Source organism: Streptococcus sp. HMSC076H09 (genome assembly GCF_001811765.1).
Classification (GTDB): Bacteria; Bacillota; Bacilli; order Lactobacillales; family Streptococcaceae; genus Streptococcus; species Streptococcus agalactiae.
The window spans coordinates 102,738-129,434 of record NZ_KV806614.1; the positions used below are offsets into that span (position 1 = coordinate 102,738).

Annotated in this window: 28 protein-coding genes; 4 read left to right on the forward strand and 24 right to left on the reverse strand. The window is 35.3% G+C overall.

The genetic code is table 11. The features are described from left to right. Window positions 1-10: 10 nt before the first annotated feature. From HMPREF2818_RS07590 to HMPREF2818_RS07635, 10 genes are all read right to left on the reverse strand, one after another. Window positions 11-1,177: an IS256 family transposase gene (locus HMPREF2818_RS07590; protein ID WP_000195404.1), complete on the reverse strand. Its 1,167-nt coding sequence runs from the start codon at window positions 1,175-1,177 to the stop codon at window positions 11-13. A 162-nt stretch (window positions 1,178-1,339) separates the two neighbouring features. Further along, window positions 1,340-1,840 (reverse strand): antirestriction protein ArdA, encoded by a 501-nt coding sequence (locus tag HMPREF2818_RS07595; protein WP_000421245.1) that lies wholly within the window; start codon window positions 1,838-1,840, stop codon window positions 1,340-1,342. A 61-nt stretch (window positions 1,841-1,901) separates the two neighbouring features. Continuing rightward, window positions 1,902-2,681, reverse strand: coding sequence for an abortive infection family protein (locus tag HMPREF2818_RS07600; RefSeq protein ID WP_000678782.1), 780 nt, complete (start codon window positions 2,679-2,681; stop codon window positions 1,902-1,904). A gap of 41 nt (window positions 2,682-2,722) precedes the next feature. After that, window positions 2,723-2,944, reverse strand: a complete 222-nt coding sequence (locus HMPREF2818_RS07605; protein ID WP_001009054.1) for a hypothetical protein — start codon at window positions 2,942-2,944, stop codon at window positions 2,723-2,725. After that, on the reverse strand, window positions 2,941-3,213 hold the full coding sequence (locus tag HMPREF2818_RS07610; RefSeq protein ID WP_000055367.1) for a hypothetical protein: 273 nt from the start codon (window positions 3,211-3,213) through the stop codon (window positions 2,941-2,943). The genes HMPREF2818_RS07605 and HMPREF2818_RS07610 overlap by 4 nt, the downstream gene beginning before the upstream one ends. Continuing rightward, entirely contained in the window at window positions 3,210-4,394 is a 1,185-nt protein-coding gene (gene mobT, locus HMPREF2818_RS07615) for a MobT family relaxase (RefSeq protein ID WP_000426691.1), read from the reverse strand. The genes HMPREF2818_RS07610 and mobT overlap by 4 nt, the downstream gene beginning before the upstream one ends. 181 nt (window positions 4,395-4,575) lie before the next feature. Beyond that, the gene (locus HMPREF2818_RS07620) at window positions 4,576-5,979 is read right to left on the reverse strand and encodes an FtsK/SpoIIIE domain-containing protein (RefSeq protein ID WP_001130247.1); all 1,404 of its coding nucleotides are present in this window, start codon (window positions 5,977-5,979) and stop codon (window positions 4,576-4,578) included. Window positions 5,980-6,000: 21 nt separating this feature from the next. Continuing rightward, a complete protein-coding gene (locus HMPREF2818_RS07625; protein WP_000185760.1) occupies window positions 6,001-6,774 on the reverse strand; it encodes a Mom family adenine methylcarbamoylation protein in 774 nt (257 codons plus the stop codon). A gap of 9 nt (window positions 6,775-6,783) precedes the next feature. Then, complete coding sequence (locus tag HMPREF2818_RS07630) at window positions 6,784-7,161, reverse strand: YdcP family protein (protein WP_001234189.1); 378 nt, start codon at window positions 7,159-7,161, stop codon at window positions 6,784-6,786. A gap of 20 nt (window positions 7,162-7,181) precedes the next feature. Beyond that, on the reverse strand, window positions 7,182-7,496 hold the full coding sequence (locus HMPREF2818_RS07635) for a YdcP family protein (protein WP_000421280.1): 315 nt from the start codon (window positions 7,494-7,496) through the stop codon (window positions 7,182-7,184). 576 nt (window positions 7,497-8,072) lie between these two features. On the opposite strand from HMPREF2818_RS07635, the gene HMPREF2818_RS07640 reads away from it, so the two are divergent. Then, on the forward strand, window positions 8,073-9,200 hold the full coding sequence (locus tag HMPREF2818_RS07640; protein WP_000547446.1) for a cation:proton antiporter: 1,128 nt from the start codon (window positions 8,073-8,075) through the stop codon (window positions 9,198-9,200). Window positions 9,201-9,263: 63 nt separating this feature from the next. On the opposite strand, the gene HMPREF2818_RS07645 is transcribed toward HMPREF2818_RS07640, so the two are convergent. From HMPREF2818_RS07645 to gyrA, 4 genes are all read right to left on the reverse strand, one after another. Further along, window positions 9,264-10,226 (reverse strand): DUF1002 domain-containing protein, encoded by a 963-nt coding sequence (locus HMPREF2818_RS07645; RefSeq protein WP_000023418.1) that lies wholly within the window; start codon window positions 10,224-10,226, stop codon window positions 9,264-9,266. A 153-nt stretch (window positions 10,227-10,379) separates the two neighbouring features. Further along, window positions 10,380-10,793: an SMU1112c/YaeR family gloxylase I-like metalloprotein gene (locus tag HMPREF2818_RS07650; RefSeq protein ID WP_000767935.1), complete on the reverse strand. Its 414-nt coding sequence runs from the start codon at window positions 10,791-10,793 to the stop codon at window positions 10,380-10,382. Window positions 10,794-10,808: 15 nt separating this feature from the next. Next, a complete protein-coding gene (locus HMPREF2818_RS07655) occupies window positions 10,809-11,552 on the reverse strand; it encodes a class A sortase (protein WP_001244677.1) in 744 nt (247 codons plus the stop codon). 6 nt (window positions 11,553-11,558) lie between these two features. Further along, on the reverse strand, window positions 11,559-14,018 hold the full coding sequence (gene gyrA / locus HMPREF2818_RS07660) for a DNA gyrase subunit A (RefSeq protein ID WP_001152978.1): 2,460 nt from the start codon (window positions 14,016-14,018) through the stop codon (window positions 11,559-11,561). Between the two features lie 238 nt (window positions 14,019-14,256). On the opposite strand from gyrA, the gene HMPREF2818_RS07665 reads away from it, so the two are divergent. Further along, window positions 14,257-15,246, forward strand: coding sequence for an L-lactate dehydrogenase (locus tag HMPREF2818_RS07665; protein WP_000127487.1), 990 nt, complete (start codon window positions 14,257-14,259; stop codon window positions 15,244-15,246). Between the two features lie 119 nt (window positions 15,247-15,365). Here the strand turns inward: HMPREF2818_RS07665 and nox are convergent, their stop codons facing one another. The 7 genes from nox to HMPREF2818_RS07700 form a co-directional block, all read right to left on the reverse strand. Continuing rightward, entirely contained in the window at window positions 15,366-16,736 is a 1,371-nt protein-coding gene (gene nox / locus HMPREF2818_RS07670; protein ID WP_000036813.1) for a H2O-forming NADH oxidase, read from the reverse strand. A gap of 205 nt (window positions 16,737-16,941) precedes the next feature. Continuing rightward, on the reverse strand, window positions 16,942-17,898 hold the full coding sequence (locus tag HMPREF2818_RS07675; protein WP_000060306.1) for an ABC transporter permease: 957 nt from the start codon (window positions 17,896-17,898) through the stop codon (window positions 16,942-16,944). A 1-nt stretch (window position 17,899) separates the two neighbouring features. Next, on the reverse strand, window positions 17,900-18,961 hold the full coding sequence (locus tag HMPREF2818_RS07680) for an ABC transporter permease (RefSeq protein WP_000036983.1): 1,062 nt from the start codon (window positions 18,959-18,961) through the stop codon (window positions 17,900-17,902). Further along, a complete protein-coding gene (locus HMPREF2818_RS07685) occupies window positions 18,954-20,489 on the reverse strand; it encodes an ABC transporter ATP-binding protein (RefSeq protein WP_000193231.1) in 1,536 nt (511 codons plus the stop codon). The genes HMPREF2818_RS07680 and HMPREF2818_RS07685 overlap by 8 nt, the downstream gene beginning before the upstream one ends. A gap of 144 nt (window positions 20,490-20,633) precedes the next feature. Further along, the gene (locus tag HMPREF2818_RS07690) at window positions 20,634-21,683 is read right to left on the reverse strand and encodes a BMP family lipoprotein (RefSeq protein ID WP_001034779.1); all 1,050 of its coding nucleotides are present in this window, start codon (window positions 21,681-21,683) and stop codon (window positions 20,634-20,636) included. A gap of 64 nt (window positions 21,684-21,747) precedes the next feature. Continuing rightward, on the reverse strand, window positions 21,748-22,137 hold the full coding sequence (locus HMPREF2818_RS07695) for a cytidine deaminase (RefSeq protein WP_000526762.1): 390 nt from the start codon (window positions 22,135-22,137) through the stop codon (window positions 21,748-21,750). Between the two features lie 325 nt (window positions 22,138-22,462). After that, window positions 22,463-23,053: a class I SAM-dependent methyltransferase gene (locus HMPREF2818_RS07700; protein ID WP_070508717.1), complete on the reverse strand. Its 591-nt coding sequence runs from the start codon at window positions 23,051-23,053 to the stop codon at window positions 22,463-22,465. Window positions 23,054-23,158: 105 nt separating this feature from the next. On the opposite strand from HMPREF2818_RS07700, the gene coaA reads away from it, so the two are divergent. Beyond that, window positions 23,159-24,079 (forward strand): type I pantothenate kinase, encoded by a 921-nt coding sequence (gene coaA, locus HMPREF2818_RS07705; protein WP_001058331.1) that lies wholly within the window; start codon window positions 23,159-23,161, stop codon window positions 24,077-24,079. Between the two features lie 53 nt (window positions 24,080-24,132). Further along, entirely contained in the window at window positions 24,133-24,381 is a 249-nt protein-coding gene (gene rpsT, locus HMPREF2818_RS07710) for a 30S ribosomal protein S20 (protein ID WP_001872296.1), read from the forward strand. A gap of 84 nt (window positions 24,382-24,465) precedes the next feature. On the opposite strand, the gene HMPREF2818_RS07715 is transcribed toward rpsT, so the two are convergent. From HMPREF2818_RS07715 to HMPREF2818_RS07725, 3 genes are read right to left on the reverse strand one after another with little or no spacing between them, the layout of a single operon-like run. After that, window positions 24,466-25,299, reverse strand: a complete 834-nt coding sequence (locus HMPREF2818_RS07715) for an amino acid ABC transporter substrate-binding protein (protein WP_000955381.1) — start codon at window positions 25,297-25,299, stop codon at window positions 24,466-24,468. A gap of 13 nt (window positions 25,300-25,312) precedes the next feature. Then, on the reverse strand, window positions 25,313-25,942 hold the full coding sequence (locus HMPREF2818_RS07720; RefSeq protein WP_000891273.1) for an amino acid ABC transporter ATP-binding protein: 630 nt from the start codon (window positions 25,940-25,942) through the stop codon (window positions 25,313-25,315). Window positions 25,943-25,952: 10 nt separating this feature from the next. Then, window positions 25,953-26,594 carry an amino acid ABC transporter permease gene (locus HMPREF2818_RS07725; protein WP_000120401.1) on the reverse strand — a complete coding sequence of 214 codons (642 nt, stop codon included), beginning with the start codon at window positions 26,592-26,594 and terminating at the stop codon, window positions 25,953-25,955. Window positions 26,595-26,697: the final 103 nt, after the last annotated feature.

The window sequence follows — 26,697 nt, forward strand, 5'->3', positions numbered from 1 at the left end:
AACCTATAGGTTAAAATTGAATATATTTTCTGGTAGAGCTTAGCCAGTCTTCGTGACGGTCAATAAGAACTGCACCGATTAAACGATTGGCAGAGGCGTGATTCGGAAAGATTCGGATAACTTTTTCTCTGCGTCTGACTTCTTCATTTAACCGTTCAAGAAGATTCGTGCTTTTTAATCTCGATTGACCTTTACCGACAACGGCGTATTGAAAGGCATCTTCGAATCCTTCATCTAGTTTTTCACAGGCTTTATGGTATTTTGATTGTTCGCTATAGGCACTTACTATAGTATTTTTAGCCTTGCGAGCCGTTTCAATATCCGTAAATTTGAAGAGTGCTTTGACTTCTTCTCTGAAAGGTTTTGAATCTTTCTTAGGGATACAATTGAGGATATTACGCATAAAGTGAACCTGGCATCGTTGCCATGAAGCGTTTGTAAATGACTTCTTGATGGCTTTGACTAAGCCTTTGTGGGCATCGGAAATGACCATTTCCACTTCACTTAACCCTCTGGTTTTGAGGTAGTCGAAGAAGAGAGACCAAGTTTCGTCACTTTCTTCATCTTGAATCATAAAGCCAATAATCTCACGCTCTCCATCTTCTGATATGCCAATCGCTATATGGCAGCTTTTAGATACGACACGATGATTCTCTCTGATTTTGATGTAGATAACATCTGTCATAACATAAGGGAAAGACCTGTCTGATAGAAAACGATTTTGCCATTCAGAGACCATAGGGTCTAACTGGGCAGTTAAACTGGAGACAAAGGATTTAGAGACTGATTTACCGCATAGTTCTTCAACGATTTGAGAGACTTTACGTGTAGAGACACCAGAAATATACATCTCTAACATAGAGGCTAACAAAGCCTTCTCATTGCGTTGATACCGCTCAAATACAGTCGGTGCAAATTCACCGTCGCGTGTTCGGGGAACTTTCAACTCAAGAGAGCCAATACGAGTCGTTAATTCTCTTTCATAATAGCCGTTGCGTTGGCTTCTTCGATCGTCTGATCGTTCATAGTTTGTGGCTTGAATATAATCTGTTCGCTGCTCGTCCATCAACTGATTAAATACAGTTTGTAAAATTTGTTTAGCCGCATTATCTTTGACCGACTGGTCAATTAAACTTTGAATATCTTCTGTTTCCAGTGTAAAATGTACTTGGGTCATATGATTGCCTCCTGGGTATGTTTTTAGTGGTTAAAAACATTGTACCGTAAAGAGGCGTTCATATGGCCTTTTTGCTTTTACACAATTATATGGACTTTATCCTCCTTAATTCAGAACGTATAAAATTATTATAGCAGTATTGCTAGTTTAGAGTAATCCATGTTAATTAGAATACTCAAATACTCCATGAGAGGTGATAAGATAATTTCCCTCTATTTCCATATCACGTCCCAAAGCTTGATAATCAATATAATTTTGTAAATTAGAAGGTACTTCACCAAGTTGTCCTGTTTCTTCCACATAATAACGGGCGACATCTTCCATAGAATCACATTCACTATAACAATGAATATTCTCTTTGTTTTCCAGTAATTCTTCCAAGCTACTAAACCACATGCCTTGAATTTCTTTGAGTTCATTATAAATAGGTGTACCTTCGATTTCTTGAATGGCTTCACATAGACGGTTGATTTCACTAATTGGCGTGTATTCGTCCACATCAAAAGGAAGCTCAAAATCATGTATGGCGTATTCTTCGTAGTTCTCATTTAAACCGATTCTTTCTGCCATTTCTTCCTCATCAATTGGTGGAGTAAACCATGATCCAACTAATTCACCTTCATTATACCGTCCCAAATTTGCCACATAGACTTTCAATTCCAATTCTTATCACATCCTTTTTATAAAATATAGTCAAAAAAAAAGTAGCAATCAGTTAATGACGCTACTTATCAAGGTATCCGCTAATATAATCTGTAACTGTACTTGAAATACCTATTATTAGTTTTGCTTCTCTCTTTCCAATAATATTTGTATTAGGATGTGCAAGTGAATGCCTATTTCTTGCTTCATTAAGAGAGCTAATCATTCCATTTGATGACCTTATCGTTGTCTTCACTATATCAGCAAGTTCAGTAGGTTGAATTTCTTTTTCAATTAATTGTTGTATCCTACTATATAATTTAGATAGATTTTCGTCTCTAGGAACTGTAATTTCATATTTTTTTAGTATTTCAATTAAATATCCATGAAAAGCAGTGTGAACTCTGTCAAAGGCACGTTGATATTCACCATTACTCATGAAAGACTCAGCGTCTTCAATAGCTTGTGAAATCACATCACTAATTTTCAACTGACTAAAGTTAATTACTTCGTAATTCTCTGGAAGTGGTACTAAAATAGTATCCACTAATACATTATCACCTTGTTTATCATATATGGAGCTTGCTGTCTGGGTAAGCAAATCTTTATGACTTTCAAAAAAGTCTAAATCATCAAAAGGAGCTCTTATTTTAAGATAGGTGCAAAGCGTATTCCAATCCCTTTTGTATCCTTTATAATAAGTAAACTCGTTAGTCTCATCTAAAGTTACCTCTGATATTTTCATTTTAGAAACAATCTCGTTACCTCCTTCATAATAATTTGAAGAGCTCTTTCTTTCTAATGTTTTAATTAAAAGAGATTTAAATTGATCATTTGTAAACATATTCATGGATCCTTTCATAACAAAATATATACTTCCTATTTTATCATGAAAAATATCTGTTAAGCACCAATGATTCGGTTAAATAAGTTTAATAACACATCTTTCACGCCAGCTGCATTGAACACAAGTCCGACGGCGATTAAAGCAATAATCAAAAAGCCAATAAGTTTTGAAAATTCTCGTTTAAAACCTAAAAACAGTCCAATGACGACAATCGCTAACAATACCAATGACTGTGCATTATCCAAGAACCAGTTGTACAAATTCTGCCCAAAATTCATGTGATTGTCCTCCTTTCCTTAAGATATTTTTCTCGATAGTAGATATAGCTTTTTACACGCTTTAATAATTGAAAAGGAGTTAAATGCTCTCCATAAACAGTTATTCGACTGGTATAATTCTTATAAAAGCTCACTTTGTAAAAATCATAGGTATAGATGGTATCACCAGCTTGCCGTTTTCCCTCAATAATGAGAGACGTATATTTCCCTGTATTTTGTATATACGCTTGAAACCCTAACTTCTTTAATTCTTCTGTTAAGAGGCTCATGTAATCAAATCCTCCATGCCTAGATGTTGTTGTTCAATTAATTTCTCATGTTTTTCTGTCAGTTTGGCTTCATGAATCATGGTGGAAATAATGGTTGTACCGTTGAGAATATCTAAAATGCTTGCGACTTTTAATGTAGGGGCGACTTGATGATGTAACCAGTTCAATGTTCGTTCAAAAGAATAAGGTTCTGGCTGTATGGTTAGGCGTAATGCTCCACGATTTTTGCCGATAAACCATTCCCAGCGTTCATTGGTTTGCCAATCACTCCGTCGCTTGGTTTCGTCCTTATCGGCAAAGCGAATATAACGATTGATAATCTCAAACGCTGTTTTTTCTGCATTTTGATGTTCCAACAAATCTTTCATGGCTTGAGTGGCTCTGTCGTTTTTCAAACGAATTTCAAAGCGATTCTTTATTTCTGCGTCTTCTAAGGCAATATCATTTTTCACGTATTGCTCATAATCTTTCTCATATATACAGAAATAGACTTCGCTTTTTAATGAGCCAATATAAAGGGTGTTTCCCATGTCTGGTTTTTCATCACGGTGAACCAATTCACCACTGCGATAATTTTTAAAGCTCCGAAAGACGGAAATACATTCTTCCTGTTTACATTTCTTTGCCAATTCTGGAATATTCAAAATCCCTGTTTTATCGTTGATGGCTAAATCCAAGCGTTTGAAAATACCTTTATGTTCCATGCAATCTTGAAAGAAACCATACCAGCTCCGATGTTGAGCCAATAGAAAGTTTTCAAATTGCCGACAGCCTTTTCCTTTCAGTTCTAATAAAACCCCTTTACTTACATCATGAGAGACTAGGACAACAATATCACCGAAACGATAGTGTTCGGGATAAGAATAATAGCCAAAGTCTTCGTGTAGCATATAATCCATATTCAAGCGTAAAACCTCACCGATAATTTGAGACACATCATTGGTAGGGAATCGAATCCGTACATAGTCGAATAACATCTCCAATGGGTTATCGGGATTGAAGCGTTCCAAAGCGTTCAGTAAATCTTCTTTCACCTGTTGAGTAGGGACTGCCTTGCCTGTTTCAATATCCGATAGGTAAGGTCTGGTAATATGAGAAGCAACCGCCAGTTTATTTTGAGAAACGCCATAAGCCAGTCGCTTTTCTTTCAATTCCTTAATCCAAATTTTTTCGTTTTCCATTCGCAAACCTCCAATCTAAAAAAGATGTAAACTATGACCCTTGAGTTTACATCTTTCCTATTTTCCGCAATTCCTTGTACCATCAACATTGGTTGATGAGAATTGCCTGTTTTCAGTTGTATTTGTGCCCCCCTGTTAGGTAGAGGGGGCTAAAGGATTGGCGTGGCTAACGCCACACCAATCAAAGCAAGTCTGAACCTGTACCTTTCACTTCGTGCGGTACAGGCTCAGATTGCTTTTTTTGAATGACTTTTCCTATTTCTCCTAAGAAATCATACCTTTTTGGTACAAGGGGTGTATAAAACTCACTAATCACACTTTTTCCTGTATCCACATAACCTCTTCCCTTGATGGGTTTTAAGAAAAATTGTTTTTGTGTATCGCTTCCAAACATCATACCGAAGCCCATTTCAGACATACGACCCAAAGCCACACGGAAGTTAAAGTTATCTCGAATACCATCACTAAAATATTTTGCGTCTGGACGCTGACAGGCAAGAATTAAAAAGAAGCCTGCTTGTCGTCCGAGCATAACAATTTGTTTGAGTTTATTCATAACTTGTGCACTATCACGACCTAACATATCCATCATCGCCACATATTCATCAAAAATCAGGAAGTTCGCAGGTAGACCAAGATACGCATAATTTTCTCCTGTTTTGTAGTTCGGGTGTTGCTTCATGGTTTCACTACGGGCAATCATATCGTCGTAAAATTGACTAATACATGCCAGCATATCGTCTTTACGGTAATAGACATTATCTATGACCGCTCCTAAGTCTGCCAAATCAGCATTTTTAGGGTCGAGAATATAAAGCTTCGCATTTGTATGCAGGAGAGATTCAATCAATGTGAGAATAAAATAGGATTTTCCACTACCCGTGCCCCCAGCAATTAACATGTGAGGGAGAGAATCAAACTCCCAATAGACCGATTCCATCAATTTGACACGTCCATCTTGAGCTACCACATCTTCAATGCCAATTCGATTGCCAATGGTGTCATAAAGTAGAACATACTCTACATAAGAATCTTTCAACGTTTTTTCCACTAATTCACAATACAAGCCTGTTTCTAGTTTGTTTTCTAAGTGCAAGAGCTGATCTTGATATTTCCCTAAAGTGATTTCTACATGAATATGGATCAGTCCATCTTTCATTCGGTAATACATTTTAGGAAAATGGCGGATTCGTTGTTTGGTTTTCTTGCTGGATAAGTCTTTAAAGAATCCCTCTGATTGAGTTTCTTCGGCTTCATACCAATGGTTTTCTAAAATCATACGAGCTAACTTTTGACGGTGCTCTAACTGTTTTATAGAATCTATGCGATAGTGATAATAGAGCCAGCTGATGAGTCCGCATACAAAAAAAGCAGTGAGAATACTGCTCCAAAAGTATGGCGTATGCAGTTGATAGAAAAATGTATCTAACTGAACTGTTTGCCAATTCACCGATTGTAACGTTCTCCAATGAAAAGGGAGTAGAACGACTAGAAAAACTATCAGCAATGAAATCAGCACAAAATGATAGACCAAGTCCTTATCGTTGGCTTTGATTCGCTTTCCTCTGTCATGAAGCAATGGCATAAAAATCCTCCTTTCCATCTATCAAAATAATTGTGTATTGTAGATACGAGCCTGTTTATCAAAAGTTGGTTGAGAAATGGCTTCATATTTCCGATAAGCGATTCGCTTTTCAAAGCGTAAATCTTTTTCTTTCGGATAATAATGACGTCGATAGAGCGTGTGTCCTAACAGTTTTTTCGCTTCTTTTGTCAACGGATAGAGATAGCGAAACATGCGTCCATTGATTTTCTCAATCCCTTTGTATTCGCAAAATGCCTGGGAAAGCCAATGCTTTTTCTCTACCTGTTCAAAACGAGCATTTTCCTCTAATAAAAGGCGAGCACTTCGAGGGTGTATCTTTTCCCATGACTGTTTATCACGATAGACACTTGTCTTGAAATACCCGCAGTAAAAGAAGTTGGACGCTTGATAGACATAGCCACATTTTCCCTCAATTCCATCTGCCAATGTATATAAAAAATGACAGTCCGTATGTTCTTTCAACCACTTAATTAGAGCTGAAAGAGCTTGACTGCCAAAATAATTGGTTTGATTCATTTCTGGAAGAAAACACATCTTTCCAATTTCTAAATAATCTGTGGTTTGAAGGGAACTGTCGGGAAAGAGTTTGCGTATGGTTTGTAGGGGTTGCGTACCCCAGCCTAATTCCACAACGCCTAATAATTTTTCTTCTGAAAAAATCCCTAGAAAGTATTTACACAATCTAGGGAGTATCTTTGAATAATGGTATTGCCGAATAAAAGAAATGGCTTCATCTTTCGGAATTTCTTTCAAAATCAATGGTGTGTTTGTCATAAGCAACACCTATTTTTCACTTTCGGACGCTTCTTTTTTATATTTCTGATGAGGTTTTGTCTGTCCTTTTAATACAAGATCGTCTGCTTTCACGTACCAATCAACGTCTGCCCCTCGAAAAGTAGCCGTCGCTACGGTATCTGCCACAGGATTGATTAATTCCACTTCTGCGTTGTAGTCAAATTCTTTCAAAGGAACAGAAGCGGGGATACTGACTTGTATCATGCGTCCTTGTCCTTTTGATTTTAAGTCATAGGTACGTTCTTTAATTTCTTCGGAAACCGAACCATCTTCATTTTGAATACGAACCTCACGACGTAAAGCGGAAAATTTCAATGTGCCAAATGTCTGGTCTTTTTCAATCACAATACCTTCTGCTAATCTCATATTTTTTCACCTTTCCTTTCTTAAGCTTTCACCATATCGTCTGCGTGCATAATGTAATTGGTAAATCCTCTATTGCCAATTTTATAACCTTCTGCGGTAATACGTGGGTTGATGAGTCTGACTTTTTCGTCGGATTCAAAATGTTTCTCGCCAGCTTCGGAGGGAAGAATGACAACAATATCATCTGCTCGTTGAATCGTTGAGTATAAATTGTAGCTACGAGAGAGAATAGTTGGTCTGCCATTGACTCGACGTTGTTCAATATTCCCTTCACCAGCATATTCTAATTGACCAAATGTTTTTTCCATATTGGGAATGACATATTTTAATTCCATAAGTGTATCGTTCCTTTCTCACATAAAATATTTTTGGCTTACTTTATTCATTTAAAAATTTGTTAGTATCACAACCTTTCAAAGCATAAAAAATAGACGCTCATTATGAACGTCTATCATTTAAATGAATATTGAGTTTAGAATTCCATTTCGAATTTAATCAGGTCTGCTTAGGTGCAAATACTGCACTTTTATTGCACTTTTTATTTTTTTAAATATAATTTATTCGATTTTATACGTTTCCAAAATCCTTGATATTACAGCATTTTCGCTTATATGCCATACCCTTAAAACAGAGTGGGAATAAAAACTTAGCTACTTTAAGTAGCTAAGTTTTTTTACTCTTATTTCTTGAATAATGGATACTTACACTTAAAATATCATTTTTATATAGTTCGATAGTTACAAGTTAATTATTCTTAAAATGAATATTTTTCAGTATATTTTTCCATTTTCTTGATAATAATATGAAAAAGGCAGAAAAGAAATATTCCTAGATTTTAGGCTTAAAAAATGGTATTCTAAATATTCAGTACAATATGATTGATATCATTTTATTAATATTAGGAGGAAAAAATGCATATTATCATTCAAATTACAATCATTTTGTTGGCAAGCGTTCTTGCAACTCTTATTTCAAAAAGAATTGGAATACCGGCTGTTGTTGGACAACTGCTTGTAGGTATCATCATCGGACCTGCAATGCTAGGACTTGTTCATCAAAATCAGGTATTACACGTCCTGTCAGAAATTGGTGTTATCTTACTCATGTTTTTAGCGGGTCTTGAAGCTAATTTTGATCTTTTAAAGAAGTATCTTAAGCCCAGTCTACTAGTCGCAATTACTGGTGTTATTGTTCCTATGGCTCTTTTCTACTTCTTGACACGCTTGTTTGGGTTCCAAATCAATACTGCTATCTTTTACGGGCTCGTATTTGCTGCAACTAGTATTTCTATCACAGTTGAAGTTTTACAAGAATACAATCGTGTAAAGACAGATACTGGTGCTATTATTTTAGGTGCTGCTGTTGCTGATGATGTCTTAGCTGTTTTGCTTCTAAGTGTCTTTATTGCAACAAATGGAAGCTCTTCTAATATCGGATTACAAATTATCATTCAATTGTTATTCTTTGTTTTCTTATTTATTTGTATGAAATACCTTGTACCCGCTCTTTTCAAATTAATCGAAAAGGTTCATTTCTTTGAGAAATACACTATTCTTGCTATCCTTATCTGTTTTTCTCTATCAATTTTAGCTGATAAAGTTGGAATGAGTTCTATCATTGGTTCGTTTTTTGCAGGATTAGCTATTGGACAAACTTCTTTTGTTGATAAGGTAGAACATAAAATTTCACTTCTTAGTTACACCTTCTTTATCCCAATTTTCTTCGCTTCAATTGCACTACCTCTTAAATTCGATGGAATGATGTCTCACCTTCACACGATATTAATCTTTACTGCTTTGGCTGTTTTATCAAAATTAATTCCAGGGTACTTTGTCGGTCGAGGCTTTAATTTTTCAAAATTAGAATCTTTAACAATTGGTGGTGGAATGGTCAGTCGTGGCGAGATGGCTCTCATTATAGTTCAAGTTGGATTAGCTGCTAAAATTATTTCAAGCACTACTTATTCCGAGCTTGTTATTGTTGTTATACTATCAACTATTATTGCGCCATTTATTCTTAAATATTCATTTAAAGATTAGTTAAAAAAACACAAACATTTATTTAGGGTAAAAAAAGTCTAGCTTATAAGCTAGACTTTTTTATTAACTACCAAACTGCTGGAAAAAATTAACAATTTGTTGCCAAATATTAGCTAAAAATCCCTTACCTGATTCAACAGCTTTATTAGCATTAAAATTGACATTGATATTTTTAAATTTAGATCCTGCTTTCGAAACAATGTTGTCTTTCAAATTATTCAAGGTGTTCGTGAAATCACTATTTTTGATGACATTACTTTGTGAAAGATTAACTGCAAAATTAACAATTAAATTTATTTGATTTTCCGTTACAGCGTTATCAAGATGATAATTTTTCAATGTTTCCTCAACAATTTTTCGAATATCATCTTTTGAAAGATCAGATCCTCCTTTAGCTACGGCTGACTTAATATCCGTTAAAGCTACATTAAGCTTGTCGGCGTCATAACCTTCCTTACCCTTATTCTCAGCATTAATACCAGATAAAGTACTTAACTCTTCTTGTGCTAGTTGTTTATTTTCTGATGATACACTTGCTCCATTTTTCTCTAATGAATAATAGATACCTGCAAGAGCACTCTCCCCAGTTACTTTTATTGGAGCAGCCACTGATATCGTTGCATGCTCAATACCTAATGTAACTGCAGCATTGCGATACATATCTTCTGTAACTTTAGTGATATTCTCAGGTGTAACAATGTTTACTGCTAAGGTATCGTTAGACCCTAATTTTTTTATTTTAACAGATGAATATAATTGGATGCTTGCATCATCAGCTATATTCATTATTTTAGCATATGAGCTAGTATTTAGCGTTTTAACTTTCGTGTCTCTAGATTCATCATAATTCAGAAGTTGTAATGTCTGTGCACGCTGTTCTTGATTTAGCGAATAACCTAAGACATAATCAGGTTGAACATAAGTTTCATCAATAACTTTCTGAACATCTGATGCAGCATATGCTGGACTCGCTAGGGTAAATAAAATAAAAGCAAGGCCTGCAAACAATAGTTTTTTAATACTCATTTTAGTATCCTCATTTCAAAATAATTCCTTTTCAATTCTTTTCATACCTTACATTATACCATGATTAACTTACTTATTTCTTTAAAAAACTTCTTGAATATAAAATTATTCAGTAAATTAAAACAAAGTTGCGTATCCACGCAACTTTGTTTATTATTCATGTAATTCTAAAGGTAAACCATCTGGATCAAAGAAAAAGGTCATCTTTTTGCCAGTATAGTCATCGTAACGAATAGGCTCTACAAAAATTCCTAAATTCTCCAGTTCTATCTTGTACGCTTCCACATCTGGAACGTAAAAGGCAAGGTGTCGTAAACCACATGCTTCACGTGGCCAATTCGGCCTACCTATTCTCTGAGGAGGGGTTTCATATTCTGGATCATCAAGACGATTTCCAAATATTTCAAGCTCAATATCACCGCACCGTAAATCTAATTTATAATCATGACGCTCCGGACGATGGTTTTCACGAATAATTTCAAAACCTAGCTTATTAACATAGAAGTCTTTTGACTTTTCATAGTCAGAAACAATTATCGCAATATGATGAACAGCCTTTAATTTCATAATTCTAACTACCTTCTAGAGATTAATTTGATTATATTTTTTCGAAAATGCTTTTAATATCGACTCATCTGCTGTTGAAAATTCACCTGTTTTTTCTAATTCAGCATGCACAATAATACGTTCTGTGGCTTCTGGATCCGTACAGGTCACTAAAGTGAGTTGGCTCTTGCCAGGTGTATCATCAATAACCTCAACATGTTCTGGTGTTACCTTTGAAATTTCAGTAATAGTGTAAGTGTATACTTTGCTTTTATCAGTGAGGTAAACTTTCATACCTTTCTTAGCATGTTCTAAAGGCGAAAAGAGCATCTTAGAAGAACCTGTCAAACCAAAGACATGGTGACTAGCTAAAGCATAGTTATTTTGGCCTCCCATAATCTGGTTTTCCTTCATCGTTCCTGCACCATAACTCAACTCTGTATTGCCTAGTCCTTTGAAAATTGGGAGATTGATTTCGACATCTGGTATAGCAATCCCTCCTATTACAGGCAAATTATGTGATTTCGTTTGAGCAGATAAAATCGATTCTGTACTAATAGATTTGACTGATGAAAAGTCATAACTTGTTTTAGATTTCTTATTTTTTTCAATTGTTTTTTTACTAACTCGTGAAATTTGATAATGATTTGATTGATGAGCTATGAAAGCATTGCGAATTGGTTTATTGAACACCAAAGCCAACCCAACAATAATTAGCAATACAACCAATAACCATCTAACAAAGTTAAAGAAACCATGTAATTTTTTTTTATTACGCATAACTTCCTATTCTTTTGTATCCTCTATATTAGACTTATCTTCAATTTCTTGTTCCACTAGCGCAACAGTAACGATTTTAGCTTCTTGATCAAGTCTCATCACTTTAACACCCATAGTAGAACGACCAGTTTGAGAAATATTAGCAACATTGGTTCGAATAATAACGCCTGTATCTGTAATGACCATGATGTCCTCATTTCCATTAATCGTCACTAAGCGTGCTAATGGCCCATTTTTAGCAGTAATATTAGCGGTTTTTATTCCTTTACCACCACGACCCTTTGTAGGATATTCCGAAGCTTCTGTTCTCTTGCCATAACCTTTTTCAGTGATGATCAGTACTTCTTGTCCATTAACGATACGAGAAGCTCCCACAACTTTATCACCTTCACGAAGATTAACGCCTCGTACCCCAGTCGCTGTGCGTCCCATATTACGTACAGCGTTCACTTTGAAGCGAACAGAGTAGCCTGTACGTGTCCCGATAATAACATCTTCATTTTCGTCAATCAAGAGGACGTTAATCAACTCGTCATTCTCTTTCAAATTAATAGCACGAAGTCCATTTTGACGAATGTTACTAAATTCAGAAACACTTGTACGTTTCACTATACCTTGCTGAGTTGTGAAAAAGAAATATTTATTAGCGACATCTTCTTTTCTAGCATTAATAATTGTTTGAATTGTTTCACCTTCGTCAAGTTTTAAAAGGTTAACGATAGGGAGGCCTTTAGCTGTACGTCCATATTCTGGAATTTCATATGCTTTCAAACGATACACACGCCCTAAATTTGTAAAGAAAAGCACAGTATCGTGAGTACTTGTTGAAACCAATTCACGAACAAAATCATCGTTATTAACTCCAGTCCCTTGAATACCGCGTCCTCCACGTTTTTGTGCTCTAAACTCATCTTGAGCGAGACGCTTGATATATCCCTTGTTTGAGAGAGTAATAAGAACATCTTCTTCCTCAATAAGGTCTTCATCTTCAAGTGATAAAACTTCACCAATCATTAATTCTGTACGACGGGCATCAGCATACTTACGCTTAACCTCATCCATCTCTTCTTTTATAATGGTAACAACACGTTCAGGCTTAGCTAAGATATCTGCTAAATCAGCAATTAAAGCTAGCAAGTCATTGTATTCTGATTGGATTTTATCGCGTTCTAATCCAGTTAAACGACGAAGACGCATATCTAAAATTGCTTGACTCTGACGCTCCGATAATTCAAAACGTGACATCAACTCTGCTTGAGCAATGGTGTCTGTCTCACTATTACGAATAATCGTGATAACTTCATCCAAGTGATCAAGCGCCACAAGTAAACCTTCTAAGATATGAGCACGAGCTTCTGCTTTAGCTTTGTCAAACTGAGTACGACGGACAATAACTTCCTTTTGGTGTTCAATATAGTTATCAATGATTTGTCGTAATGACAAAATTTTCGGAACACCTTTTTCAATAGCAAGCATATTGAAGCTAAAATTTGTCTGCAAGCTAGTTAATTTGAAAAGATTATTTAAAATCACATTTGCTGAAGCATCACGACGAACTTCAATAACAAAACGAACGCCTTCACGACTTGATTCATCACGAACAGCAGTAATACCTTCAATACGCTTTTCTTGTGCTAAACGTACAATATGCTCGTGTACTTTTGTTTTATTAACACCGTATGGAAACTCTGTGACAACAATACGCTCTTTCCCATTTGAAGTTGTTTCAATTTCAGTCCGTGAACGTAAGACAATTGATCCCTTTCCAGTTTCATAGGCACGGTGAATACCTGAACGTCCCATCACCAAGGCACCAGTAGGAAAATCTGGACCAGGAATAACTTCCATTAACTCCCGTGTAGTAACATCAGGGTTATCCATAACCAACTTGACAGCATCTATAGACTCACCTAGATTATGTGGTGGAATATTTGTTGCCATACCTACAGCAATACCAGTTGCACCATTGACTAATAAATTAGGGAAACGCGCTGGTAAAACAAGAGGTTCACGTTCACTGCCATCATAGTTATCTTGAAAATCAACTGTATTTTTATTGATATCACGAAGCATCTCAAGAGCAATTTTACTCATACGTGCTTCTGTATAACGCTGTGCGGCAGCACCATCCCCATCCATTGAACCAAAGTTTCCATGACCATCAACGAGCATATGACGATATGACCACCATTGTGCCATACGCACCATTGCTTCGTAAATAGATGAATCACCATGTGGATGGTATTTACCCATAACATCACCAGTAATACGTGCTGATTTCTTATGAGGTTTATCAGGTGTCACACCTAGTTCATTCATACCATATAAAATACGACGATGAACAGGTTTTAAACCATCTCTAACATCTGGAAGTGCACGAGCAACAATGACACTCATGGCGTAATCGATAAAACTCGTTTTCATTTCACTAGTTAGATTAACATCTACTAAATTTTTATCTTGCATTAAAAAATGCCCCTTTTCTTCACTGTAAGTCTCTTACATTGTACCATAATTTAGGTAAAATTGCGATGATAAATCGGTATCAAAAATATCAAGACACTCAGCGTTTTCAATAGTTTTCTATGATATTTCAATTTGTTTGCAAATTTTTTCACATTTTATTAGTGACTTCTTTCATTGAAAATGATAGAATATAGGTGTATGGGAAACTTCCCAAAAATATTTAAGGAGATGTTTAGAAATGACTGCAACTAAACAACATAAAAAAGTTATCCTCGTTGGTGATGGTGCCGTAGGTTCTTCTTACGCTTTTGCACTTGTTAACCAAGGTATTGCGCAAGAGTTAGGTATCATTGAAATCCCAGCTTTATTTGATAAAGCTGTTGGTGATGCTGAAGATCTTTCACATGCCCTTGCATTTACATCACCTAAAAAAATCTACGCAGCTACTTATGCAGACTGCGCAGATGCTGACCTTGTTGTCATTACTGCTGGCGCACCTCAAAAACCAGGTGAAACTCGACTTGACCTTGTTGGTAAAAACTTAGCAATTAACAAATCAATCGTAACTCAAGTTGTTGAATCAGGTTTCAACGGTATCTTCTTAGTAGCGGCTAACCCTGTAGATGTACTTACATATTCAACTTGGAAATTCTCAGGTTTCCCTAAGGAACGCGTTATTGGTTCAGGTACTTCACTTGACTCTGCACGTTTCCGTCAAGCTTTAGCAGATAAAATTGGTGTTGATGCTCGTTCAGTTCACGCATACATCATGGGTGAACACGGTGACTCAGAATTTGCCGTTTGGTCACATGCTAACGTTGCTGGTGTCCAACTTGAACAATGGTTACAAGAAAATCGCGATATTGATGAACAAGGACTTGTTGATTTGTTTATTTCAGTTCGTGACGCTGCATACTCAATCATCAACAAAAAAGGTGCTACATATTACGGTATTGCTGTCGCACTTGCTCGTATTACTAAAGCTATCCTTGATGATGAAAATGCAGTTCTTCCATTATCTGTATATCAAGAAGGCCAATACGGTGATGTTAAAGATGTCTTTATCGGTCAGCCTGCAATCGTAGGTGCACATGGTATCGTTCGTCCAGTTAATATCCCATTAAATGATGCTGAACTTCAAAAAATGCAAGCCTCAGCTGAACAATTAAAAGATATTATTGACGAAGCTTGGAAAAACCCAGAATTCCAAGAAGCATCAAAAAACTAACATAGTTGAAAAAAGCTAGGATAGGAATATCTTAGCTTTTTCTTTGCCGTTACATTTTTGACCTTGTTAACGGATGAAATAAAAGGCTAAGCATTTCGCTTAACCTTTTTAATTTTAAATTAATCTTTAGCGCCTAATGCAGCCATTGTAATATAGTTATATGGCTTATTAAAATGTGGTAAGAAGAAGATATCGGTCAAAGCAAGTTTTTCAATAGTAACTTTTTCTTGAATAGCAAGTGAGAACATATGAATTCCCATAGATACATCTTCGTGTGAGACCATTTGGCAACCAAGGATAACTCGGCTATCTTTATCATAGACAATCTTAATAGCTACTTCATGATTATTGTGTTTGATAAATTCTGGTTTTTGAAGGTCATTAAAGCCTGTTTCAACTGCATTGTACCCAGCTTGTTTTGCTTTTTCTAAAGTCAAACCAGTTGATACCATGTTAAGGCCATAGATTGAGATACCATTTGACCCTTGGACACCAGCACCTTCAAGCTCTGTACCACATGCATTGTGAGCTGCTACAATACCAGTACGAACGGCGTTTGAAGCAAGAGCAATATAATTGATATCATCACGAGAATTATCCCAAATTGTCGCACAATCACCTATAGCATAAACATCTTTCACGCTTGTTTCTTGCTTCTTATCAACTACCCAAGCGCCATTACGGAATGTATCTAATTTACCTGCACCGAGTTCTGTATTTGGACGGAATCCAACAGCTAAGATCACCATATCAACATCAAATGTTTCTTTATCAGTAACAAGACGTTCTACTTTACCATCACCTTCAACTGCTTGAACAGCTTGTCCGAAAGCAAGACGAATACCATGGTCTTCAAGGTTTTTACTCATCATATCAGTAAAGTCACGATCATAGTAACCACCCATACAAGTATCAGCAACATCAACAAGTGTTACTTCTTTTCCAATACGTTGGAAAGCTTCTGCTAATTCTACACCAATATACCCAGCCCCAACAACAGCAACACGATTGATACCAGGTTTAGCTAACTTTTCAATAACTTCTTCTGAATTTTGATAAAGTTTCACAAATTGAAGGTTTTCAAGAGTAGCTTTAAATTCACGAGATCCTTCTTGAATTTCAACACCTTTAATTGGTGGAATGATAGGTTGTGAACCAGTTGCTAAAATAAGTTTTTCATAACTTTCAACATGTTCTTTTCCATCTACTAAAGCTGTAACTTCTTTTTTATCGTAGTCAATATTAAGTACTGGAGAGTTCATGTAAACCTTAGCTCCCATACTTTCCAACTGCTCTTTATCAGAGTAGAACAATCCTTCTGGACCATCAATCTGTTCACCAATCCAAAGAGCCATACCACATCCTAAGAAAGAGATATTGGAATTTTGATCAAATGTTACAATTTCATTGGCTTCACCATAATTACTAAGCATTGTTTTAATTGCTGCTGTACCAGCGTGGTTTGTCCCTACGACAACGATTTTACTCATATTAAGAGTTCTCCTTTATAAATAATTAATAACAAAACACATTATAACATTATTCACAAACTCTTACTAGAATAATGACTCAATTTTCTATTTTTTTATATTTTATTGTTATTGTATTATAATTTATGTGATTTTTTCACAAAGTATTTTTTTCACAAATTCACAAACAATAAAAAGAAACTAGCTTATACTAGTTTCTTTTTATTTATTTCGTTTTAATATAATTAATACCATCCGCCTTAGGAGCTACTGCTTGTCCAAAGAAAGCTGCTAATACAATGATAGTGAGAACATATGGAGCAATTTGTAGATAAACTGTTGGAATATTGCTCAAAAGTGGTAAATGGCTACCGATAACTGCTAAACTTTGCGATAAACCAAAGAATAGACTAGCAAGCATTGCACCAATTGGATTCCACTTACCAAAAATCATCGCTGCTAAGGAGATAAAGCCCGGTCCTAATATAGTTGTCGCTGCAAAGTTAACAGAAATAGATTGAGCATATACAGCTCCTCCTATTCCACCAAGGAAACCTGAAATCAAGACACCAGAGTAACGCATAAGATAAACATTAATACCTAAGGTGTCTGCTGCTTGAGGATGTTCTCCAACTGAGCGTAATCTTAATCCAAAGCGAGTTTTATATAGAATAAACCAAGCAAGGAATGAGAAAAGAATAGCAATATAACCGACTAAGCTTGTTCCTTTAAAGAAGATATCACCAACAAAAGGAATATCTGATAGTATAGGGAAATTAAATTTTCCAAATGATTCTTGAATATTATCAGTTTGACCTTTATTATAAAGAACCTTAATCAAGAAAACAGCTAATGAAGGTGCCATTAAATTAAGAACGGTTCCGCTGATAATATGATCTGCACGGAAATTAACTGTCGCAACGGCATGGATAACAGAAAAAATTAAACCAACTAAGCCACCAACTAGTACAGAAATCCATGGAGTCGCATCACCAAAAACAGAAGCAAACTCTAAATTAAATACAACGCCTGAGAAAGCTCCAATTACCATAATTCCTTCTAAACCAACGTTGACGATACCACCACGTTCAGAGAAGGTTCCCCCAATACTTGTAAAGATAAGAGGTGTTGCGTAAATTAGCATTGATGAAAATAGCAATGCAAAAATCGTTGTTAAACTCAATTTACTTACCACCTTTCATTTGTTTTTTAGGTTTAATAACATACTCAATAATGTAATGGACACCTACGAAGAAGATGATTGAAGCTGTTACAACTTTAATTAACTCAGGTGGAATACCTGCAATGTTCATACCAGGCGCACCAACACTTAGAACACCAAATAGAAATGCTGCAAATAAAATACCTATTGGACTATTCGCTGCGAGTAGACTTACTGCCATACCGTCAAAGCCAATAGCTAACGAGGATGGCTGTACAAATACATTCTCAAATGTACCTAATCCTTCAACAACACCACCAAGTCCTGCAAAAGCTCCAGAAATAATCATTGATAGAATAATTGTACGCTTTGCAGACATACCAGCGTACTCACTAGCATTTGGATTTAAGCCAACTGAACGAATTTCAAATCCAAGCGTTGTTTTATTTAATAGGAACCAAACTAACACAACTGCAATAATAGCAATGAAGATACCAATATTGATACGTGAATTATTCGTTAAACTAGATAACCAATCTGTCTGGTATGATGCATTGGCAGAAACATATACACTCGAGTCACTTGTACGCATAATGCTTTTTGGGAAAACACGTTGTACAATAGAATTTCCTGAATAAAGAACAATATAGTTCATCATAATAGTTACAATAACTTCACTTGTTCCAAGATATGCTCTGAGAATACCTGGAATAGCTCCAGTGATTCCCCCAGCAACGATACCAATAATAATAGTACAAAGAATCATTGCTGGACGTGGCATATCTGGGTGTGAAAGAGCGAACCAACCTGCGGCAATCCATCCTGATAAAGCTTGCCCTGGAAGTCCAATATTAAAGAAACCTGCACAACTGGCAACTGAGAAACCTAGAGCAATTAAAATTAATGGTCCCATTGCACGGAAAATTTCACCAATATTTTTTATACTACCGAATGCTGTTTGGAACAACCCCTCATAACCCCAAAGTGGATCATAACCAAATATCAGCATAATAATAGCTCCTAGAATGATTCCTAGTACAACTGAAATCAGAGGAACTGCAATTTTTTGCGCCTTCTTAGACATCTCTCTCCTCCTTTTCAATTTTTCCACCAGCCATCAAAATACCCAATTCTTGCTTGTTGGTTTGGTCGGGTTTAACAATTCCTTGAATTTTACCATCATGAATAACTGCAATACGATCTGATAAGTTTAAGATTTCATCTAACTCAAAGCTAACTACTAAGACCGCTTTCCCTTTATCGCGCTCTTCAATCAAACGTTTATGAATATACTCGATAGCACCAACATCTAGACCACGAGTCGGTTGGCTAACAATGAGTAGGTCTGGATCGCGATCCACTTCACGTGCAATAATAGCTTTTTGTTGATTACCACCAGAAAATCCTCTTGCTAAAACATGTTCACCAGCACCACGCACATCAAATTCTGTCATTAATTGACGAGCATACTCTTTAATTTTAGCAAAATTAAGGATGCCTTTATGACTCAATGGCTCTTTATAATAAGTTTGTAAAGCTAAATTTTCTGCCATCGTCATATCTAAAACCAAACCATCTCTATGACGATCTTCTGGAACATGACCTACACTTAATTCTGTAATTTGTCGACTTGAAAATTTTGTGACATCTTTACCTTTAATTACAATTTGACCAGAAGTTACCTTTCTTAAGCCTGTAATAGCTTGAATTAATTCACTTTGTCCATTACCATCAATACCAGCTATACCTACAATTTCACCTGCCCGAACATCTAACGACAGATTTTTAACAGCTAGAACGCCGCCTCTATTTTCTTCTACAACTAAATCCTTTACAGAAAGGATTATGTCAGTCGGTTTAGCTTCCTTTTTTTCAGTTCTGAAGGAAACAGATCGTCCAACCATCATTTCTGCCAGTTGTTGAGAACTTGCGCCTGCAACGGGGACTGTTTCAATACTTTTACCACGGCGAATCACAGTAACTTTATCAGCAACTGCCCGAATTTCATCCAATTTATGGGTAATTAGTATAATGGATTTGCCTTCTTTAACAAGGCTCTTCATAATTGTCATCAATTCTTTTATTTCTGATGGTGTAAGTACCGCCGTCGGCTCATCAAAAATTAAAATATCTGCACCGCGATAAAGTGTCTTTAAAATTTCAACACGCTGCTGTGCTCCTACAGAAATATCAGATATTTTAGCATTTGGATTTACTGACAAACCATATTTCTCTGATAGTTCCTTTATTTCTTTAGCTGCTGTCTTAATGTCTAAAACACCATTTTGGGTGGTTTCATTTCCTAGAACAATATTTTCAGCTACAGTAAATGCTTCAACAAGCATGAAATGCTGATGTACCATACCAATCCCCAATTGTGACGATTTGGAAGGTGAATCAATAGTTACAGGCTGACCATTAATAAAAATTTGACCGTCTGTTGGTTCTAGTAAACCTGCTAACATGTTCATTAAAGTTGATTTTCCTGCACCGTTTTCGCCAAGCAGAGCATGTATCTCACCTTTTTCAACCGTCAAATTGATATGATCATTTGCCACAAAATCACCGAATTTCTTAGTGATTTCTTTCATTTCAATGACATTCTGTGTCATGTGGTTCTCCCTTTCAGAAAAATTCATTTATAGTTCAGTAAAATCCACCAACCTTTAACGATTGATGGATTTTACTGAGATATAAGTTTATCTCAGCTTCAAAAAAGCGATTTCTAATCGCTTTTTTGAAAGTTCTTAAAGATATTATTTGCTAGGAACTTTGATATCTCCTGAAATAATTTTAGCTTTAGCCTCTTTAATCGCTTTAACGGCGTCATCTGAAAGGTTTGTAGTTGCTATATCAACTCCACCATCCTTCAAACCATAAGTTGTTACATTACCACCTGGGAATTTACCTTTACTTGTTTTAGTAGCAATCAATTCAACTGATTTTCCAACTTCTTTAATTGATGAAGCCAAAACAAAGTTAGAAGCCTTACCATCTTTAGAAGTATACTTACCTTCTGCTGCTTGGTCACGGTCTACACCTAATACCCAAACTTTGTCAGCTTCTTTTAGAGATTCATTGCGTGATTTTGCTTCACTGAATACACCTGCACCAGTTCCACCAGCTACTTGATAAACAATATCTGCGCCAGAAGCATATTGTGCGGCTGCAATTGTCTTACCCTTAGCAGCATCACCGAATGAACCAGCATAGTCAACTTTAATTTTAATTGATTTATCAACTGATTTGACACCTGCTTCAAAACCTTTTTCAAAACGGGTAATAACCTCAGATTCCATACCACCTACAAAGCCAACTGTTTTTGTTTTGGTAGTTTTAGCGGCTGCAATACCTGCTAAGTAAGCTGATTCATTATCCGCAAAGACAACACTTGCAACATTATCTTTCCCTTTAATAACATCATCAACGATGACGTAATTAACATCTTTGTTATTGTCTGCTGCTTTATCAATAGCATCATGAAGAGAAAATCCAATACCGAAAATCAATTTATAACCACTAGACACAGCTGTATCTAAGTTAGTTGCATAATCAGATTCACTTGCCGATTGGAAATAGTCAAAACCAGCTCCTTTTTTAAGGCCATTCTTCTTGCCCCAAGCTTGCATACCTTCCCAACCAGATTGGTTAAATGATTTATCATCAACACCACCGGTATCTGTTACCATTGCAACCTTCAAGCTATCTGATTTACCACCAGATTTAGAAGCACCACGATGTCCACATGCAGCTAAACTAAGTACTGCAATCGAAGCCAAGCCGATCCCGGCAATTTTTTTGTTCATGAAATGAACCCTCCTAAAAAACTTAATATTTAAGCTAAATGCTTAAAAGAGCAACTGATTTAAATTATTTTAAATCAACAAACGAGTATGGTAACAACTCACCGACCGTCGTCTCGACCGTCTTACCATTTTTAGCAATCAATGTAACTTTAGCATTCTTATTAAAAAATTCCACCATCACTTGACGGCATGCACCGCAAGGAGAAATTGGTTCTTCAGTATTTCCATAAATAGCAATTTCCGAAAAATCTTTATAACCTTCTGAAACAGCTTTAAAAATTGCAGTACGCTCAGCACAGTTTGCTAATCCATAACTGATATTTTCAACGTTACATCCTGTAAATATTTTTCCTTCTGCTGTACGCAATGCTGCGCCTACTGGAAATTTCGAGTAAGGAACGTATGCATTTTCACTCGCTTTTACAGCCAATTTTTTCAACTCTATATTTCCCATTTTTAGTAGCTGCACCTTTCGCTTCATAATGTTTACTGGCAAAATTTTTAGAACACGTTTATTATCTTCTTATCAAACACAGAAGTATTTATTATTGAGTAACCAAGTCTTGTGGTTTCATTAGTCTTGGTATTTTAGCTGAATCTATTTTACCATTTTTTTTAGATAATGTAAGTAGTTTTTTATAATTTTCAGAATAAAAAGCAGAATTCTTTTTATCTTATACGGAATTTAAAGAAAACATTTTTAGAGAAAACCTTTCCAAAAAATAATACGATAGTTATTATCCGAACTATTTATTATTTTTACGCTTTAGGGATATCATTTAGACTTTTTCACTTCTCAATATATAATATCCCTTATCTTTTTTTAAAATATCGCAATTACCAAAAGTATCTAGCATTTTAGCTTTTGTACTTGGAGCGCCTTGTTTCTTTTGAATGACAATGGTAAGGCTACCGCCTGTATTAAGGTAACAGATACTTTCTTCGATAATAGAATGAACAACTTGCTTTCCAGCACGAATAGGGGGGTTGCTTATAATATAGTCGAAAGTTTTAGAAATATTTTCATAAATGTTTGACTGAAAGACTTCAACTACTACTCCATTGCGTGTTGCATTTTTCTTAGCTAATTCCAATGCTCTCGTATTAATGTCAACCATAGTCGCTTTAACTCCTTGCACTTTGGCTAGAGAAATTCCCAGCGGACCGTATCCACACCCAAGATCTAACAAGGATTTATTTTTTTCAAAATGTAAACTATTTAGAAGGACTTGACTACCATAATCTATCATTCTTTTAGAGAAAACTCCTGCATCAGTTAAAAAACTGAATGATTCTCCTAATAATTTGACATTTAGCTCATGAATATCATGTTCAACATTAGGATTCTCTGTATAATACATATTAGCCATAAATAATTCTAACCCTCCAATTTCGCCATATTATTTTACCATATTTTGAAACGGTTTTCAATCACTCAATAAAATGTTATAATAGCTTTCATATAGGAGTTTGATATGAATAATGAATTTATTAATTTCGACCGTATTTCCAGAGAAAATTGGAAGGACTTACATCAGCAATCCCAAGCTTTACTAACTGAAAAAGAGCTTGAATCTATCAAAAGCTTAAACGATAATATTAATATTCAAGATGTTATTGACATCTACCTTCCTTTAATTAACCTTATTCAAATCTATAAACGTAGTCAAGAAAATTTATCTTTTTCTAAAGCAATATTTCTTAAAAAGGAAAATTATCAACGTCCTTTTATTATCGGCATATCAGGGTCAGTTGCTGTTGGAAAATCAACTACCAGTCGCTTACTACAATTACTAATTTCACGAACTTTTAAAGATAGTCACGTCGAATTAGTCACTACTGATGGCTTTTTATATCCTAACGAGAAACTCATACAAAATGGAATTTTAAACCGTAAAGGTTTCCCGGAATCCTATGATATGGAGTCACTTCTAAATTTCTTAGATACTATAAAGAACGGTATAACCGCGAAAATCCCAATTTATTCTCATGAAATCTACGATATCGTTCCAAATCAATTGCAAACTATTGAAACACCAGATTTTTTAATTTTAGAAGGAATAAATGTCTTTCAAAACCAACAAAACCATCGACTTTACATGAATGATTATTTTGATTTTTCAATATACATCGATGCTGAAAATAAACAAATTGAAGAATGGTATTTACAACGATTTAACAGTCTTCTACAATTAGCCGAAGCAGACCCTAGTAATTACTATCATAAATTCACACAAATACCGCCACATAAAGCTATGGAACTAGCTAAAGATATTTGGAAAACTATTAATTTAGTCAACCTTGAAAAATATATAGAACCAACCAGAAATAGGGCTGATTTTATTATTCATAAAGGGAAACATCATAAAATTGATGAAATTTATCTCAAAAAGTGATAAAGGGTTGCCAAAAATCACTTAATTAGATATACTTATATAGTTAGATTAATATGGAGGTGAAAACATTGGCAAATATTAAATCAGCTATCAAACGCGCTGAACTTAACGTTAAACAAAACGAAAAAAACTCAGCACAAAAATCAGCTATGCGTACTGCTATTAAAGCATTTGAAGCTAACCCTTCAGAAGAACTTTACCGCGCTGCTTCTTCAAGCATCGACAAAGCTGCTTCTAAAGGTTTAATTCACACAAACAAAGCAAGCCGCGATAAAGCACGTCTTGCAACTAAACTTGGTTAATTAACCTAGAAAACATCGGATATATCGATGTTTTTTTATTTAATTTTTTCGTAGAATAAAAGACTAGGAGAAATTCCTAGTCTTTTATTCTTTACTATAAACATCTTCACCAAACCATTTGTAAGAGATTTTTTGAAATTTTCCCTTATTATGAAGCTGTTTGAAAGCTTTGTTAATCTTTTCAATTAGTCTACGATCAACTTTGCGAGCTCCTACTACAAAATTTTCTCCTTGATAAGCAGTTTTAACAAAATAATAAGCTTTTATATTTCCTTCTTGCTTTAAATAATAGTTAGCATAAACTTCATCAATCAAAAGACCATCAATACGGTTATTTTTTAAATCAATCAAAGCCTGAGTGAAAGTATCGTATTGAACTGCTTCTTTTCCTTTTACAAACTTTTTTAAAATATCAGGTTTAGCATTAAAAGCATCAAAACCAGATGAACCCGACTGGGCTCCTAGTTTTTTCCCCTTCATATCCTTAATACTATTAATATGTGATGAAGTTTTAGTAACAATTACTTGATGATTATTCATATATGGGTTTGTAAAAGCGACTTTTTTAGCACGTTCTGTCGTTTTTGAATAACCATTCCAAATAAGGTCTATATTACCATTATTAAGTTCAGTTTCTTTCATATCCCAGTTAATAGGCTGCCATTTCACTGAAATACCGTATTCTTTAAAAACAGCATTAGCTAAATCAATATCAAAGCCGGTATAGTCACCAGAACGGCTTTCAAATCCCATAGGAACAAAAGTATTATCAAATCCAATAGTAATTTTCTTTTCCTTTTGATAATGTTCCCAATTATCAATACCAGCCATTTCCTTATTAGACATACCACATGCTGATAATATAATCATAAATAATCCAAATATAATGGTTAATAATATATTTTTGTGAGTCAACAATCTACCCCCAAGTCTACTTAGGATTAATTTTGAGAATCGTATCAGATATACTTTCAGCAAATTGAAGATCATGTGTTACTACAATTTGTGTCATACCTGTTTCTCTATTTTGTAAAATTAGTTTTTCTACTTCTTGACGCAACTCTGGATCAAGAGCGCTAGTTGGCTCATCATAACCAATAATCTGTGGATCAATCATCATCGCACGAGCTAGTGCGACACGTTGCTTTTGCCCCCCAGATAATGAAAATGGATAGACTAAAGCATGGTCTTTAAGTCCCAAGCGTTCAAGTAATACTAAGGCTTTTGCTTTAGCAAGTTCTTTTGATAATCCCATCGTTTTAACTGGAGAGAGAATCAAATTATCTAATACTGTTAAATGTGGGAATAATTGAAAGTCTTGGAAGACGAATCCTAAAAGATTTAGTGTTTCCAAATGATCAACAGATACTTCTTTACCATCGTGAACAATAGTCCCTGAGTCAATCTTTTCCAGTCCAGCTAACATACGTAATAGTGTTGTTTTTCCACCTCCAGAAGGTCCTACTAAAGAGAGAATTTTACCTTCTTCTACAGTCAGATTGAAATCTTTGAAGATTTCTTTTTGCCCATAGCATTTAGAAATATTTTTTAATTCTAACATCGTCCCTCCCTTATTTATAGTAGTTAAAACGCTTTTCAACTTGTTTAGATAAAATAGTTAAAAGACCAATTAATAATAGGTAAATACCACCTGCTATAAACATTGGTGCAAGTGTTGCATCCCTATTTGCGGCTGTCTTACTTTCTAGAAGTAAGTCGCCCACACCAAGTATGTAAACCAATGAGGAATCTTTCACTAAAGTAATCGTTTCATTGAAAACACTCGGTAAGACTATTTTGAAGACTTGAGGTAATACTATGTACCAAACCGTTTGAAACTTAGAAAACTTTAATACCTTTGCAGCTTCATATTGCCCTTTAGGAATAGACTCAATACCTCCTCGAAAAATCTCTGCAAAATAAGCTGCATAATTCATCGTAAAAGCAATAATAGCAGCTGGCATACGATCAAAAGAAATCCCTACACTTGGTAAAAAGTAATAAAAAAAGATAAGCTGTAATAACAGAGGCGTGCCTCGCATAATCCAAATATAAGTTGTCAGTAGCCATTGAAGCGGCTTAAAATGAACTTTCATTAGGAAGGCTACAACAATACCAAGTGGAATTGATAAACAAATAACAATAAAGAAAACTTGCAATGTTACTTGCGCACCTACTAATAAGCTAGGTAAGATTTCTAAAATATAAGACATGGTCCCCCCTAAATAAAAAATAGATGTTCTCATTATATCAAAATTCAAACCAATGTCATAGAGCTTTTTTAATAAAAATGCATGAAATCAAGTCATATTCAAA

What these genes read in the sequence shown, in the direction of transcription:
- HMPREF2818_RS07590 (WP_000195404.1), bottom strand. Translation starts at nt 1,177, where the DNA reads ATGACCCAAGTACATTTTACACTGGAAACAGAAGATATTCAAAGTTTA.
- HMPREF2818_RS07600 (WP_000678782.1), bottom strand. Translation starts at nt 2,681, where the DNA reads ATGAAAGGATCCATGAATATGTTTACAAATGATCAATTTAAATCTCTT.
- HMPREF2818_RS07605 (WP_001009054.1), bottom strand. Translation starts at nt 2,944, where the DNA reads ATGAATTTTGGGCAGAATTTGTACAACTGGTTCTTGGATAATGCACAG.
- HMPREF2818_RS07610 (WP_000055367.1), bottom strand. Translation starts at nt 3,213, where the DNA reads ATGAGCCTCTTAACAGAAGAATTAAAGAAGTTAGGGTTTCAAGCGTAT.
- mobT (WP_000426691.1), bottom strand. Translation starts at nt 4,394, where the DNA reads ATGGAAAACGAAAAAATTTGGATTAAGGAATTGAAAGAAAAGCGACTG.
- HMPREF2818_RS07620 (WP_001130247.1), bottom strand. Translation starts at nt 5,979, where the DNA reads ATGCCATTGCTTCATGACAGAGGAAAGCGAATCAAAGCCAACGATAAG.
- HMPREF2818_RS07625 (WP_000185760.1), bottom strand. Translation starts at nt 6,774, where the DNA reads ATGACAAACACACCATTGATTTTGAAAGAAATTCCGAAAGATGAAGCC.
- HMPREF2818_RS07630 (WP_001234189.1), bottom strand. Translation starts at nt 7,161, where the DNA reads ATGAGATTAGCAGAAGGTATTGTGATTGAAAAAGACCAGACATTTGGC.
- HMPREF2818_RS07635 (WP_000421280.1), bottom strand. Translation starts at nt 7,496, where the DNA reads ATGGAATTAAAATATGTCATTCCCAATATGGAAAAAACATTTGGTCAA.
- HMPREF2818_RS07640 (WP_000547446.1), top strand. Translation starts at nt 8,073, where the DNA reads ATGCATATTATCATTCAAATTACAATCATTTTGTTGGCAAGCGTTCTT.
- HMPREF2818_RS07645 (WP_000023418.1), bottom strand. Translation starts at nt 10,226, where the DNA reads ATGAGTATTAAAAAACTATTGTTTGCAGGCCTTGCTTTTATTTTATTT.
- HMPREF2818_RS07650 (WP_000767935.1), bottom strand. Translation starts at nt 10,793, where the DNA reads ATGAAATTAAAGGCTGTTCATCATATTGCGATAATTGTTTCTGACTAT.
- HMPREF2818_RS07655 (WP_001244677.1), bottom strand. Translation starts at nt 11,552, where the DNA reads ATGCGTAATAAAAAAAAATTACATGGTTTCTTTAACTTTGTTAGATGG.
- gyrA (WP_001152978.1), bottom strand. Translation starts at nt 14,018, where the DNA reads ATGCAAGATAAAAATTTAGTAGATGTTAATCTAACTAGTGAAATGAAA.
- HMPREF2818_RS07665 (WP_000127487.1), top strand. Translation starts at nt 14,257, where the DNA reads ATGACTGCAACTAAACAACATAAAAAAGTTATCCTCGTTGGTGATGGT.
- nox (WP_000036813.1), bottom strand. Translation starts at nt 16,736, where the DNA reads ATGAGTAAAATCGTTGTCGTAGGGACAAACCACGCTGGTACAGCAGCA.
- HMPREF2818_RS07680 (WP_000036983.1), bottom strand. Translation starts at nt 18,961, where the DNA reads ATGTCTAAGAAGGCGCAAAAAATTGCAGTTCCTCTGATTTCAGTTGTA.
- HMPREF2818_RS07685 (WP_000193231.1), bottom strand. Translation starts at nt 20,489, where the DNA reads ATGACACAGAATGTCATTGAAATGAAAGAAATCACTAAGAAATTCGGT.
- HMPREF2818_RS07690 (WP_001034779.1), bottom strand. Translation starts at nt 21,683, where the DNA reads ATGAACAAAAAAATTGCCGGGATCGGCTTGGCTTCGATTGCAGTACTT.
- HMPREF2818_RS07695 (WP_000526762.1), bottom strand. Translation starts at nt 22,137, where the DNA reads ATGGGAAATATAGAGTTGAAAAAATTGGCTGTAAAAGCGAGTGAAAAT.
- HMPREF2818_RS07700 (WP_070508717.1), bottom strand. Translation starts at nt 23,053, where the DNA reads ATGGCTAATATGTATTATACAGAGAATCCTAATGTTGAACATGATATT.
- coaA (WP_001058331.1), top strand. Translation starts at nt 23,159, where the DNA reads ATGAATAATGAATTTATTAATTTCGACCGTATTTCCAGAGAAAATTGG.
- rpsT (WP_001872296.1), top strand. Translation starts at nt 24,133, where the DNA reads ATGGAGGTGAAAACATTGGCAAATATTAAATCAGCTATCAAACGCGCT.
- HMPREF2818_RS07720 (WP_000891273.1), bottom strand. Translation starts at nt 25,942, where the DNA reads ATGTTAGAATTAAAAAATATTTCTAAATGCTATGGGCAAAAAGAAATC.
- HMPREF2818_RS07725 (WP_000120401.1), bottom strand. Translation starts at nt 26,594, where the DNA reads ATGTCTTATATTTTAGAAATCTTACCTAGCTTATTAGTAGGTGCGCAA.